General features: G+C 61.7%; 16 protein-coding genes. 3 read left to right on the top strand and 13 right to left on the bottom strand.

Annotated elements, in window-relative coordinates; genetic code table 11:
- Positions 1-36: 36 nt before the first annotated feature.
- From QAZ22_RS19915 to QAZ22_RS19960, 10 genes are all read right to left on the bottom strand, one after another.
- Positions 37-291, bottom strand: a complete 255-nt coding sequence (locus QAZ22_RS19915) for a hypothetical protein (RefSeq protein ID WP_278202449.1) — start codon at positions 289-291, stop codon at positions 37-39.
- A 434-nt stretch (positions 292-725) separates the two neighbouring features.
- Entirely contained in the window at positions 726-1,532 is an 807-nt protein-coding gene (locus QAZ22_RS19920; protein ID WP_278202451.1) for a DUF72 domain-containing protein, read from the bottom strand.
- A 29-nt stretch (positions 1,533-1,561) separates the two neighbouring features.
- Positions 1,562-2,038 (bottom strand): GNAT family N-acetyltransferase, encoded by a 477-nt coding sequence (locus tag QAZ22_RS19925; RefSeq protein WP_278202453.1) that lies wholly within the window; start codon positions 2,036-2,038, stop codon positions 1,562-1,564.
- A 24-nt stretch (positions 2,039-2,062) separates the two neighbouring features.
- The gene (locus QAZ22_RS19930; RefSeq protein ID WP_278202454.1) at positions 2,063-3,367 is read right to left on the bottom strand and encodes an ImmA/IrrE family metallo-endopeptidase; all 1,305 of its coding nucleotides are present in this window, start codon (positions 3,365-3,367) and stop codon (positions 2,063-2,065) included.
- 466 nt (positions 3,368-3,833) lie between these two features.
- Positions 3,834-6,755, bottom strand: coding sequence for an excinuclease ABC subunit UvrA (uvrA, locus tag QAZ22_RS19935; protein WP_278202455.1), 2,922 nt, complete (start codon positions 6,753-6,755; stop codon positions 3,834-3,836).
- A gap of 765 nt (positions 6,756-7,520) precedes the next feature.
- On the bottom strand, positions 7,521-7,802 hold the full coding sequence (locus QAZ22_RS19940; RefSeq protein ID WP_278202456.1) for a hypothetical protein: 282 nt from the start codon (positions 7,800-7,802) through the stop codon (positions 7,521-7,523).
- Positions 7,803-7,870: 68 nt separating this feature from the next.
- Positions 7,871-8,476, bottom strand: coding sequence for an ATP-dependent Clp protease proteolytic subunit (locus QAZ22_RS19945; protein WP_278074177.1), 606 nt, complete (start codon positions 8,474-8,476; stop codon positions 7,871-7,873).
- 19 nt (positions 8,477-8,495) lie between these two features.
- On the bottom strand, positions 8,496-8,987 hold the full coding sequence (locus QAZ22_RS19950) for an SRPBCC domain-containing protein (RefSeq protein ID WP_278202458.1): 492 nt from the start codon (positions 8,985-8,987) through the stop codon (positions 8,496-8,498).
- Complete coding sequence (locus QAZ22_RS19955) at positions 8,984-9,298, bottom strand: metalloregulator ArsR/SmtB family transcription factor (RefSeq protein WP_127857980.1); 315 nt, start codon at positions 9,296-9,298, stop codon at positions 8,984-8,986. The genes QAZ22_RS19950 and QAZ22_RS19955 overlap by 4 nt, the downstream gene beginning before the upstream one ends.
- A 39-nt stretch (positions 9,299-9,337) precedes the next feature.
- Positions 9,338-9,742, bottom strand: coding sequence for a cupin domain-containing protein (locus QAZ22_RS19960; RefSeq protein WP_347566918.1), 405 nt, complete (start codon positions 9,740-9,742; stop codon positions 9,338-9,340).
- 191 nt (positions 9,743-9,933) lie between these two features.
- Here QAZ22_RS19960 and QAZ22_RS19965 point away from each other — a divergent pair, with 191 nt between their 5' ends.
- The 3 genes from QAZ22_RS19965 to QAZ22_RS19975 all read left to right on the top strand — a co-directional run bounded on the left by QAZ22_RS19965 (position 9,934) and on the right by QAZ22_RS19975 (position 11,420).
- On the top strand, positions 9,934-10,452 hold the full coding sequence (locus QAZ22_RS19965; protein ID WP_278202460.1) for a single-stranded DNA-binding protein: 519 nt from the start codon (positions 9,934-9,936) through the stop codon (positions 10,450-10,452).
- A 35-nt stretch (positions 10,453-10,487) separates the two neighbouring features.
- On the top strand, positions 10,488-10,886 hold the full coding sequence (locus QAZ22_RS19970) for a DUF2306 domain-containing protein (RefSeq protein ID WP_278202462.1): 399 nt from the start codon (positions 10,488-10,490) through the stop codon (positions 10,884-10,886).
- Between the two features lie 108 nt (positions 10,887-10,994).
- On the top strand, positions 10,995-11,420 hold the full coding sequence (locus QAZ22_RS19975; protein WP_278202464.1) for an OsmC family protein: 426 nt from the start codon (positions 10,995-10,997) through the stop codon (positions 11,418-11,420).
- Between the two features lie 37 nt (positions 11,421-11,457).
- On the opposite strand, the gene QAZ22_RS19980 is transcribed toward QAZ22_RS19975, so the two are convergent.
- The 3 genes from QAZ22_RS19980 to QAZ22_RS19990 form a co-directional block, all read right to left on the bottom strand.
- Positions 11,458-12,087 (bottom strand): MarC family protein, encoded by a 630-nt coding sequence (locus QAZ22_RS19980; RefSeq protein WP_278202465.1) that lies wholly within the window; start codon positions 12,085-12,087, stop codon positions 11,458-11,460.
- A 93-nt stretch (positions 12,088-12,180) separates the two neighbouring features.
- On the bottom strand, positions 12,181-12,558 hold the full coding sequence (locus QAZ22_RS19985) for a VOC family protein (protein ID WP_278202467.1): 378 nt from the start codon (positions 12,556-12,558) through the stop codon (positions 12,181-12,183).
- Between the two features lie 32 nt (positions 12,559-12,590).
- Positions 12,591-13,121: a hypothetical protein gene (locus QAZ22_RS19990; RefSeq protein ID WP_278202468.1), complete on the bottom strand. Its 531-nt coding sequence runs from the start codon at positions 13,119-13,121 to the stop codon at positions 12,591-12,593.
- Between the last annotated feature and the right edge of the window lie 26 nt (positions 13,122-13,147).

A 13,147-nucleotide genomic window follows, 5' to 3' on the forward strand; every position in this document is an offset into this window, starting at 1 on the left:
TTACGATAGTGGTGAAGATGCCATAATTCCGGGGCGTCAGAGGACCGCCACCGACAACAGCAGTATGATGCCGACCCCCATCATCACCAGACCCGGCCAATTCTGCGACAGGCCGAGGAAACCGAGTCCGCGCCGCCGCGGCTCCAGTGTTGGGCCTGGTGTTGCCAGGTTCGGCGCCGGACGATCCGGCGCTGTAGATGCTGGATCGCTCAGGCGCCCACGCCTCAAAGTGGCGCCTGCCATGTACACGACGCCGGCAATGGTAAGCAACGCACCGAGGATGGCGATCATCTTTCCTCGCTCCTTTCCGACGCCGCGGGATTTGGCAAGCGTTTCGGGAGATGGCTGCCTCGCCGTGCGACCTTCGGCGAGACGAGTGGTGCGACTTCAGTCTCTGGCGGCTTAAAGCGCGTCGCGCTGAAACGGATTCAGACGACGCGCTTTAAGTCCTCATTTTGATGCATGTCGTTTCTCCCAAAACCGCTGCGCACTTTTGGGCGACATGCATTAGGCAGAACGGTCAAGGTGGCTGACAGGTTCCGACAAGCCAACCGCCGACCGGCGTCGCGTGGCGCGCCGGGCAGAGCTCCGGCGTTTGAATAGGCCGCGGTGGATGTCCGCACTCTGTAACAGTTCATCGTTTCACGCACGGAAACGCAATTTCGGACGGAAAGCTAGGGCGAAGTCGCCGAGCCCGACCCGTTACACACTTTCCTGGAATTGCCCTAAGCCGCTACCCGCTTCATCAGCGCCATGGCGCCGAAGGGCGCGCGCACCTTGCCTTCGGTGATGAAGTAGACGAACACGTCGCGGGGCTTGACCGGCGCATCGGTCTTGGGATCGGCGCGCGGCAGGTCGGCCGGCTGCTTGCCTTGCGCCCAGGTCTTGGCCCGCGCCGCCCATTCGTCGAGCCCCTTCGGCGTGTAGCAGTCTGGATTGTCATCGCTGCCGGTCTGCAGGCGCGCATAGACGAAATCGCCGGTGACGTCGGCGATCGCCGGATATTTGGCATGGTCGGCATAGACGATCGCGGCGTTGTATTTTCGCGCCAGCGCCGGGAATTCGGGCACGATGAAGCTGTCGTGCCGCACTTCCAGCGCGTGGCGCAGCGGCACGCCGTCCTGCTTTTCGGGCAGCAGCTTCAGGAAAGCCTCGAAATCGTCCGCGTCGAATTTCTTCGTCGGCGCGAACTGCCACAGGATCGGCCCGAGCTTCTCGCCGAGCGCGGCGACGCCGGAGCCGAGGAAGCGCATCATCGATTCACCCGCCTCGCCGAGCACGCGGCGGTTGGTGACGAAGCGGTTGCCCTTCAGCGAGAAGACGAAGCCGTCCGGCGCGTCGCCGGCCCATTTGACGAAGGTCGGTTCCTTGAAGCTGGAATAGTAGGTGCCGTTGACCTCGATGGTCGGCACCTGGCGGCTGGCATAGTGGAGCTGCTTGGCCTTGGCGAGCTTGTCCGGATAGAAGGACGTATCCCAGGGTTCGAAGGTCCAGCCGCCCATGCCGGAGCGGATCTTTCCTTGGCTGGTCATCGTCTTCCTCCCATTTGCAAAAAATACGATTAGGCGGCCTTGTCGACGGGCTTGGCCATGTCGACCACGGTCCATCCCGGCCGGTGCGGATTGGGCCGGCGGCCCGTCTCGCGATAGCCATAGGCCGAGTAGAGCGCGATGTTCCGCTCCATCCGCGAATTGGTGTAGAGCCGAACCTCCGGTACGTGCCACGTTCGTGCCTGTTCATCGGCGAAGTCGAGCAGCCTGATGCCGAGCTTCCTGCCCTGGAAGGCCGGCGCCACCGCGACGCTGAAGATCATGGCGTGGTCGGGATGCCGTTCCAGCACGATGAGCCCGGCCAGTTCGGAGCCTTCCTCCAGCAGCCAGATCTCGCCGCGCTCGATGCGCGGCGCGTAGTCTTCCGTGACCGGGATCGGCGGCGCGCCGAACAGAGCGGTGTAGGGGGCGTAGGCTGCGGTAGTCAATGCGACGATCTTTTTTAGGTCATTCGCGAGTGCTCTTCTGATTTCGGGTAACGCCTCCATCGAAAATATTCCTTGATGAATATGCTAACTTACAATGTGTCCAATATTATGGTTCTCTAATTGATGCCTAACTACGTATTCTGATACATGGTATTCTTCCGCCAATTCTAAAACGTCATCTTCGTACCAGACGTTTTCTTGAGATTTTGCCTGGCGCTCTCGAAGTACAGAGCTCGGGAGGAGGAATTCTGCAGCAAAAGCTCTGCTGGCCTTGTCCGCTTCTAAGTCTGTGTCAGCCACAACGTTGACACTAAGTTCTGGTGCAGTGATGCGATCAAATATTCCCCGAGCTAGCGCGAAGGTGTCGGAGTCGGGCCTGCGCGTAGTAATCTTAAATCTAGGGTTTTGACCGCCGGTACTTAGCGATCGAACTTGTGAAAAGGCCTCTCTGTCAATGAGAATGCTGTCCTCAAATTCGTGCACGCCAAATAGGCTTGCAAGGTTCGCTACGGAGGGAACGGGGTCATTGTGCAACGAAAATTCGGACCGAATTTTCCTCGCGACATCGTATCCCCACTGAAAAGGGGCTTTCTTCTTTTCTTGGTTCAGGCGCAGCTTATTAGATTTCGCGACTATAGAGGGAATAGCCGAAAGGCCTCCCTTAAGACGGTCTAACTGGGTCAGGCTTTTGTCAAGCCACAACGCTCGATCAGAGAAATGGGAACCTCTCGTTGCTGTGAGGAATCTGGCTAGGCTTTCCAGAGGGAGCTTTTGAGAAAGGAGAATGATACCTTCTTCGATGCTCTCTTCCATGTTAAACGGGTCTATTCCTGAAGACGCTGCCATTCTAGCGAAATCGATCTCATCGCTATTCATTTCCGAGATAAATCGCCACTCATTTTGAAAATGTGTGCCAAATATACCAAAAGACTCTAGGCGGCCGTTAACTGCGTCTAGCAGGTTACGAAGTTCATCGATAACTTGGGACGTTAGGGAAGTGGATGAACCTTTACCAAGATACTCTATAGTGGAGTATCCCTTATATTTTGGTATCCAGACTAGGTCGGTGTGCAGTCCTGTTGGCTGAATTAGGAACTGGGGAAAAGAGTAACCCGAATCCGCCCAGACGAACGAATGTCGCCTCCAAAACGCCTCGCGGGACTCATATGTGTGAGCCTCAAACTGTAAGAAAAACCAATTCTCCGCTATCCATTCCGCGAGGGGATAGAGTGGCAGATATACGGCATCACGAACAGAGCGCAGAGAGAGATCTGTAACCCTCGTGACATAGTGACCATCGACTTTGATCGCAAATCGCGACCATGTAGCCCGTAGTTCATCCCCTTTGGCTTTACCGGGATCTTCCCAATCAAATTCAAGCTTGAACATTATTCACCAACGTCGGCCACTCATTCTTCTTCAATGGGTAGCCCTTGTATTCACCGGTTTCCCGATTTACGAGACGTGCTTCGTACATTGTGTCCCCGTCTCTGTACCAAGCATACCGTGGGAATTTTCCTTCCCATGGCTCTCCTATGTGCCCACGCTCGATAGCGGTTTGAAGCCACGACGTGAGTCTTTCCTGATCTCCGCTAACGCTACTATCGCAGATCGTAGCGTCCGATCTAGGTCGGGGCCAGCCAGCGAAAGTAGGTCCGCTTTTGTGTTCGACGCTCCCAACATAACTCGTCTGTTCCGCGAGTGTCGCTAGTTCATGGGGCAGCTTGCCTTGTACTACCTGACGAACACGTGGACGCTTCCGTTTGATAGCTCTCATGGCCTTCCCCCTTGGATGACAGACACTTCCAAGCACGGAAGCTTAGCATGTTCCATCAATTACATTAATGAGTTGTGGTCACTCCGCCGCTTCGCGTTTGCCTCCGGGGCGCCGCTCCAGCAGCTCCTTCAGGAACTGGCCGGTGTAGCTGCGCTTCTCGCGCACGATCGCTTCCGGCGTGCCGGAGGCGACCAGCTCGCCGCCGCCGTCGCCGCCCTCGGGGCCGAGGTCGAGCACCCAGTCGGCAGTCTTGATGACCTCGAGATTGTGCTCGATCACCACCACCGTGTTGCCCTGGTCGACCAGCTCGTGCAGCACTTCGAGCAGCTTGGCGACGTCGTGGAAATGGAGGCCGGTGGTCGGCTCGTCGAGAATGTAGAGCGTCTTGCCCGTCGCCTTGCGCGACAATTCCTTGGCGAGCTTGATGCGCTGCGCCTCGCCGCCCGACAGCGTCGTCGCCTGCTGGCCGATATGGATATAGCCGAGGCCGACCTGGTTCAGCGTCACCAGCTTGTCGCGCACGCCTGGCACCGCCGAGAAGAAGTCGACACCTTCCTCGACCGTCATGTCGAGCACGTCGGCGATCGACTTGCCCTTGAACAGCACGTCGAGCGTCTCGCGGTTGTAGCGCTTGCCGTGGCAGACGTCGCAGGTGACGTAGACGTCGGGCAGGAAGTGCATTTCGATCTTGATGACGCCGTCGCCCTGACAGGCTTCGCAGCGGCCGCCCTTGACGTTGAAGGAGAAGCGGCCGGGCTGGTAGCCGCGCGCCTTCGCCTCCGGCAAGCCGGCGAACCAGTCGCGGATCGGCGTGAAGGCGCCGGTATAGGTGGCCGGGTTGGAACGCGGCGTGCGGCCGATCGGCGACTGGTCGATGTCGATGACCTTGTCGAGGAACTCAAGCCCCTCGATGCGGTCATGCTCGGCCGGATGCTCGCGCGAGCCCATGATCCTGCGCGAGGCCGCCTTGAACAGCGTCTCGATCAGGAAGGTCGACTTGCCGCCGCCGGAAACGCCGGTGACGCAGGTGAAGGTGCCGAGCGGAATCTCCGCCGTGACATTCTTCAGATTGTTGCCGCGCGCGCCGACGACCTTGATCCGCCGGTTCTTCTTCGCCTCGCGGCGCAGCTGTGGCGTCGTCACTTCGAGCTCGCCCGACAGATATTTGCCGGTGATCGAGGCGGGCGTCGCCATGATCTGCTGCGGCGTGCCCTGCGCGATGATCTGGCCACCGTGGATGCCGGCGGCCGGGCCGATGTCGACGACATAGTCGGCATGCAGGATGGCGTCCTCGTCATGCTCGACGACGATCACCGTGTTGCCGATGTCGCGCAGGTGCTTCAGCGTGTCGAGCAGTCGCGCATTGTCGCGCTGGTGCAGGCCGATCGACGGCTCGTCCAGAACATAGAGCACGCCGGTGAGACCGGAGCCGATCTGCGAGGCCAATCGGATGCGCTGGCTCTCGCCGCCCGATAGCGTGCCGGAGTTGCGTGACAGCGTCAGATAGTCGAGGCCGACATCGTTCAAGAAGCGCAGCCGCTCGCGGATTTCCTTCAGCACCCTGACCGCGATTTCGTTCTGCTTTTCGTTGAGCTGCGCCGGCAGGTCGGTGAACCACTGGTCGGCCTTGCGGATCGACAGCTCGGTGACCTCGCCGATGTGCTTTCCGGCGATCTTCACGGCGAGCGCTTCCGGCTTCAGCCTGTAGCCGTTGCAGGCAGGACAGGGCGTCGCCGACATGAAGCGCTCGATCTCCTCGCGCATCCAGGCCGATTCCGTTTCCTTCCAGCGCCGGTCGAGATTGGGGATGACGCCCTCGAAGGTCTTGGTGGTCTTGTAGGAGCGCAGGCCGTCGTCGTACTGGAAGGTGATCTCGCGCTCGCCGGTGCCGTGCAGCACGGCTTCTTGCGCTTCGGCGCTCAGGTCCTTGAACTTGTCGCCGAGCTTGAAGCCGTAGGCCTTGCCGAGCGCTTCCAGCGTCTGCGCGTAGTAGGGCGAGGTCGATTTCGCCCATGGGCTGATGGCGCCGTCCCGCAGCGAGACGTTCTCGTCCGGCACCACGAGATTGGCGTCGATGGCGCGCTGACTGCCGAGGCCATCGCAGGTCGGGCAAGCGCCGAACGGATTGTTGAAGGAGAACAGCCTGGGCTCGATCTCCGGAATGGTGAAGCCGGACACCGGGCAGGCGAACTTCTCCGAGAACATGATGCGTTCATGTGTCTCGTTCTTCGACTTGTTGACCGAGTCCTCGCCCGTCTGGCTGGCGTCGAGCGGCCGGTCGGCGAACTCGGCCACCGCCAGCCCGTCGGCCAGCTTGAGCGCGGTTTCCATCGAGTCAGCAAGCCGCGTCGCCAGGTCTCCGCGCACGACGATGCGGTCGACGACGACGTCGATGTCGTGCTTGTACTTCTTGTCCAGCGCCGGCACGTCGGCGATCTCGTAGAAGACGCCGTCGACTTTGACGCGCTGGAAACCCTTCTTCTGCAGCTCCAGCAGTTCCTTGCGATACTCGCCCTTGCGGCCGCGCACGATCGGCGCCAGCAGATAGAGGCGCGTGCCTTCGTCAAGCGCCACCACGCGGTCGACCATCTGGCTGACCGTCTGGCTCTCGATCGGCAGGCCGGTGGCCGGCGAATAGGGGATGCCGACGCGCGCGAACAGCAGGCGCATATAGTCGTAGATCTCGGTGACGGTGCCGACCGTCGAGCGCGGGTTGCGCGAGGTGGTCTTCTGCTCGATCGAGATGGCGGGCGACAGGCCATCGATCTGGTCGACGTCCGGCTTCTGCATCATCTCCAGGAACTGGCGGGCATAGGCCGAAAGGCTCTCGACATAGCGGCGCTGGCCCTCGGCATAAATGGTGTCGAAGGCAAGCGACGACTTGCCGGATCCTGACAGGCCGGTCATGACGATCAGGCTGTCGCGAGGCAGGTCGAGGTCGACGTTCTTGAGATTGTGTTCGCGTGCCCCGCGAATGGAAAGGTATTTTTGGTCGGCCATCGCCGGTCGCCGCCTCAGGTCTGGAATTTTGCTGGATTGGCGGGTTTGTCCCGGCCATCCTCTATGTAGGTAGTTTGGCCGCCGCGTCGAGAGACGCCACAATCTCGACGGAAACGGCCAACTATGGGTTTAACCGTCTTTCGCGCGAGCGGGCAAGCGGAAAGAACAAAGGCCGAACACGCTCCTGACAAAGCGCTGTGGAAACAAACGCCGTCGATTGCCGGCCTGACTGATCAGCGGCGGTGCCCGACTAACCCGCACGTAACCTCCCGGCGATCACATTTTTCGGTAATCGGCTACTGAACGGTTGACGCAGGCGACCCGCGGGAGCAGTCTCGGGTCGTCAGCGAAGCCGGCCGTCTTTTGATGGCCTCGCCACCCGAAGGTGGCCTGCGAGACGCCGCAGGCACTTGCGATTAGAGCTTCGTACGACAATGGTCGCAACGGACAGAAGGAGCGGAGCATGACGCCACCGGACAGTCCCTTGAGGCTCCACGCAAGGATGGGGCCGCGGCGGGCATAAGTGCCAGGGCGGCGTGAGCGCCGACCCGACAAACCGTGACCTGCCGATTCCTACAATCAGAGACCATAGTCGGATCGTCGGCTGAAGGCCGCGTTGCATCCGAAACAGAACGCCGGCAGTCCACTCCCGGCCAAAGTTGGGTTTCAGATCCATGAAAGCCCCGTCCACCTGCGGAAGCAGTGGCGGGGCTTACATTTTACGGTCAGAAGTCGGCCCTTGGCCCCCGGAGTGTGCGATGAGCCTCAGTGGTTGGGCGGCCCGATGCCGCCCGTCGCCATGTCGATGGTTACGCTGCCGGAAATCCTGACATCGGTATTGCCGATCTTGAACGTGCCGTTGCTGCCGGCGGGCTGCGCGTCGTCCGGTTCGGGCTGCGGGGCTGGTTTGGCAATACGATAGTCGCCGCTGACGCCTGGCAGTTTCTGCGTCGAGCTATCGTCGGCAAAGGCGGTGTTGGAGGTGATCAGCGCGACCGCGAGTGCCGCTGCCGCAGCAACAAGTGGATTTCTGAACGAACGGATCATGCCGGGACTATAGAGGCGCGCCGAAAGCGAAGCCAGACGCGCGGCAATCAAATTGCCGCGCAGCGCTGTCAGGCCGCCTTCTTGCGCGTGTCGTAGACATGATCGACGAGGCCCCAGGCCTTGGCCTCCTCGGCGGTCATGAAATAGTCGCGGTCGAGCGTACGCTCGACCTCTTCGTAGCTGCGGCCGCAATGCTTGGCGTAGAGTTCCGTCATATGGCGCTTGGTGCGCAGGATGTCCTCGGCATGCCGCTGGATGTCGGAGGCCTGGCCCTGGAAGCCGCCGAGCGGCTGATGCAGCACGATCCTGGTGTTGGGCAGCGCGATGCGCCGGCCGGGCGAGCCGGCCATCAAAAGGAAGGAGCCCATCGAAGCCGCGAAGCCCATGCACACTGTCGACACCGGGCAGGAGATGTACTGCATCGTGTCGTAGATGGCGAAGCCGCTGGTCACCACGCCGCCCGGCGAGTTGATGTAGATCGATATCTCCTTGTCGGGATGGTCCGATTCCAGCGACAGGAGCTGCGCGCAGACCAACGCCGAGACGCCGTCATTGATCTCGCCGTTGATGAAGACGATGCGCTCGCGCAGCAGCCGCGAGAAAATGTCGAAGGCGCGTTCGCCGCGGCTCGACTGCTCGATCACCATCGGTACCAGATTGGCAAGGGCGCTCATGGGCGGGGTCTCCTCGGGGTCAGGCTGCGCGCAGCATCATGCATGGCGCATTGGCGGCTATAGGCTTCTTGCGCGCGTCGAGCGAAAGACCGCAGCCGGCGCCGGCCACGGCGATGACAGGCTGCGCCGCCGGCACGAAGGCGTCATGGACGATGCGAAGATGCGTGCCGCCGGAAACCGTGCGCGCGAGCGTGAAGGTGACGATGCTGTCGAAGGAGGGGTTGTCGAATGCCGGCAATCGGTCGGGGGCATCCGCGCCAGGCCGTTCGCGCCAGGAATAGCGCAGCAGCTTGCCGGCCTCGACCTCGAGCACCTCGCAGTCGATCGGCGCGTCCGGTCCGGCAAAGGCGAAGCGCCTGCCGGTTTCAGGCTTCATGTCGTTCGGCATCATCCAGGCGGCGAGCAGCTCCGGCTCGGTCAGCGCCCGCCACACTTTTTCCGGCGGGTCGGGAAGATCACATTCGAAGCTGAGCGGCGCATTGGCCGCTTCCGGGTGTTTTGCAGTCGTCATTGGTCCATTTCCTTCAGAACCGTCTTCAACCTCTCGATGCGCTCCGGCCAGAAGGCGCGGTAGCGTTCGATCCAGCCGAGCAGAGGATCGAGCCCTTGCGGGTCGGCGCGATAATAGGCGTTGCGGCCGGCGCGCCGCTCGACCACGAGACCGGCGCCGCGCAGCACGGCAAGATGCTGCGAGACCGCCGGCTGCGACACGCTCATGCCCGCGCGCAGTTCGGACACGGTCAGCTCGCTAGCCGCCAGCCGCTCGTAGACCGCACGTCGTGTCGGGTCGGCCAAGGCGCGAAAGATCTCTGCTTCGATCATGTAAGAAGCATAAGTCGATACTTATTGGTTTGGCAAGTGCTATTCGACCGGAATCCAACGCCTCACGGGCTCGGACGATCCGTCAAACGTCGCTTCGAAAATCGGTGAAGCCAGCACGGCGTGGATGTGCACCGCCCCGGAGCCGACGGCGCGGAAGCCATGTCGCCGGTGCGCGGGAATGATCAGGGACTGCCCGGCGGCCAAGATCATGTGTTCGTCCTCGATCCACATCTCGGCCTCGCCGGCAATGACAGTGAGCACCTCTTCGACCGTGTGGAAATGCGACGGGGCGCCAACTCCGGGCTGCACCCACTGCTCGAATATGCAGAGCTGTTGCGCGCCGTTGATCGCCGAGACAAGCATGCGGCTTTCGACGCCTGCTCGCCACGTCTCTCTCGGCTGCTTCTCATGTGCAATCACGTTCATTTCGAAAACGAACTCCACCGCAACATGTCGAAATTGCCGAGCATAACACTACATGTTGCTGACATTCCTTGACAACGCGCAGGGATCTAACTAGAACGAAAAGAGAACAAAAACCTTGTGGGAAAAGCCAGCCTCTGCGGGCATGGGCGACGCGCAGGCTGTAAGGTGAGCGACTTAAAATTTGTTTCGGATGAGCGCGGAGAAGTACGATGGCGGGTAGCGTCAACAAGGTCATTCTGGTCGGCAATCTCGGGGCGGACCCTGAAATCCGCCGGCTGAATTCGGGCGATCCGGTCGTCAACATCCGCATCGCCACGTCTGAAAGCTGGCGCGACAAGAATTCCGGCGAGCGCAAGGAGAAGACCGAGTGGCATAACGTCGTCATCTTCAACGACCAGCTCGCCAAGGTCGCCGAGCAGTATCTGAAGAAGGGCATGAAGGTCTATGTCGAGGGCCAGTTGCAGACGCGCAAATGGCAGGACCAGACCGGCAATGACCGCTACACGACCGAGGTCGTGCTGCAGAAGTTCCGCGGCGAATTGCAGATGCTCGACGCACGCGGCGAAGGCGGCGGCGGCCAGGTCGGCAATTATTCCGGCGGCAACAGCCGCGGCTCCGATTTCGGCCAGTCGGGCCCGAACGAGGGCTTCAGCCGTGGCGGCGGTGGCGGTTCCAGGGGCGGTGGCGGCGGCTCGTCGCGCGAGCTGGACGACGAGATTCCGTTCTGAGAACCGAAATCGCGGTGGCTGTTTGAGGGCAAGCGATGTCGCTCGGACCGCTTTTATCCTCGCCATTTCCGATCCCATGGCATGCGTTCGCGGCCTTTGCCGCATTGGCAGTCGGCGGCGCCCAACTGGCGCTGCCGAAAGGCACGTCGCGACACCGTGCGATGGGCTACGTCTGGGCAGCGCTGATGCTGGTCGTCGCGCTCAGCAGCTTCTGGATCCAGCAGCTTCGAGTGATCGGGCCGTTCAGTCCGATCCATCTCCTATCGATCCTGGTGCTAGTCACGGTACCGCTGGCGGTTTGGTATGCGCACACCCACAAGGTCACCGCGCATCGCAGCGCCATGATCAGGCTTTACCTGTTCGCTCTGCTCGGCGCCGGTATCTTCACGCTGCTGCCCGGCCGCGTCATGCACGCGGTCGTGTTCGGCCAATGAGCAATTCCAGGAAAAGCGTGCGCCGGTTTTCCGTTCGGAATTGCGTATAAACAAACATTCGCAGCGGGTCACCGTCCGCTGCATGCAATGTTGCAAGGAAGGTTTATCGTGAAAGCACGCGTCAAATGGGTCGAGGAACGCACTTTTGTCGGCGAGTCCGGCAGCGGTCACAAGGTCGTGCTGGGCACGGCGCATGGGCCGGAAGGCAGGACGCCGGGACCAAGCCCGATGGAGCTGGTGCTGATCGGCACCGGCGGCTGCTCCGCCTATGACGTCGTCCATATCCTCGAGAAAGGCCGCGAGGCGGTTGAGGACTGCGTGGTCGAGCTCGATGCCGACCGCGCGGAGACCGAGCCGCGTGTCTTCACCCGCATCCACATGCATTTCATCGTCAAGGGCCGTGCGCTGTCGCGCGACAAGGTGAAACGGGCGATCGACCTCTCTGCCGAAAAATACTGCTCGGCGACGGCGATGATGGCCAAGACGGCGACGGTCACGCATGATTTCGAGGTCGTCGATACAGCGGTGAAGTAGGCAGTAGGCAGTAGGCAGTAGGCAGTAGGGGCGTCGCTCAAGCAGCCATCAGCGCCCTGACGCCGTCAGCCACGAACTGCACGGCGAGCGCCGCCAGGATGACGCCGAGCAGTCGCGTCAGGATCGAGCGGCCGGTCTGACCAAGAATGCGGTCGATGCGCTCTGCCAGCACGAAGACCAGGTACGTGATGGCGAGACAGGCGAAGATGATGCCGACGAGGGCCGCCTGCGCGGCAAAACCCTCGAAGTGTCCCGACAGCAGAACGGTCGCTGAGATCGCGCCGGGGCCGGCGATCAGCGGGATCGCCAGCGGGAAGGCGGCGATGTTGTGGATCATGTCCTTGGTGATGGCGACGTCGCCGATCTTCTCCTTGCGGTCTTGCCGGCGCTCGAAAACCATTTCGAAGGCGATGAAGAAGAGCAGGAAGCCGCCGGCGACGCGGAAGGCCGGCAGCGTGATGCCGAACACCGACAGGATCGAGGCACCGGCGAGCGCGAACAGCGCCATCACCAGGAAGCCGATCACCGAGGCGCGGACGGAAACCTGCTGACGCTCCTCGCGGTTCATGCCGCGCGTCACCGCGAGGAAGAGCGGCGCCAGACCCGGCGGGTCGATGGTCACCAGGATGGTCACGAAGGCGTTGAACAGGCTGTCGAAGCTCGGCATCGCTGGTCCCCTCCCGCCGGGCGAAGCCCAAGCCCGCAATTGGTAGAGCAAAGCCGGGGCGCTGGAAACAGCCGGAAGGAGGAAATCAGCCGGCTATTGGGCTCTGCCGCAATAGGCCTCCAGGCGATAGCCGTCCGGGTCGATGACGAATGCCGCATAGTAGTTGTCGCCATAAGCCGCGCGCAGGCCAGGCCGGCCATTGTCCCTGCCGCCCTCGCGCAAGGCCGCCGCATGGAATGCATCGACGCCGGCGCGCGTCGGTGCGGCGAAACAGAAGTGCAAGCCGGAGTCCGTGTCGGCCGGCACCGGGCGGCCGGCCTCGTTGACCCAGAGCCGGACGGCTTCAGCGCCGTAACCGAGCGAGCCGGGCGACCGGCTGAGGCAGGAATAGCCTAGCGGTTGCAAGGCCGCGTCGTAGAAACGTTTCGAGGCGTTGGTGTCGCGGACGCCTATCGAGATGTGGTCGAGCATCGTTTTCTCCATGATTACAGTTGGTTGATCGGTCAGGTTGGAGTCGAGCGTCGCGCCAGGAACTCGACCTCGATGCGCCAGGTCTCGCCGCCGTCATGCGAACGCTCGCCCAGCCAGCGGAACGAGTTCTGGGTGATGCGCGAAAAGCTCCAGCGTACCGAGGACCCGGTGTCATCGACGCCTTGCTGGACGATCGTGTCACCCTCGCCACGGCCGATCTGGCGGCTGAAATAGCGGCTGCGCGGATCGCTCCAGAAGATGTGCCAGGCATCGATGCCGGGATCGTAGACGCGCAGCGTCGTGCCGTAGAAGGTCCAGGGACCGAGGGAGGGCGAGGGGCCGGCGTCTCGATCGGGCAATATCCAGACGTCCTGGACCGCCTTGCCTTCCAGGACCCAACCGAAATGCACCTCGCCGCGTCCCGCAAGCCGGGTGCCGTCCTCGAGAGTGCGTGTGGCGTCGAATGTCCAGGCGCCGACGAAGCGGCCGTAGAGCTCGAGCTTCTCGGCAAGGCCCGGATCGGGACCGTCGCTGTGCAGGGCTTCAGCAAAAGGATCGGTCATGTTGCTGCCTCGTTTGTCAGGAGAGG

This window comes from Mesorhizobium sp. WSM4906 (assembly GCF_029674625.1).
Taxonomy (GTDB): Bacteria; Pseudomonadota; Alphaproteobacteria; order Rhizobiales; family Rhizobiaceae; genus Mesorhizobium.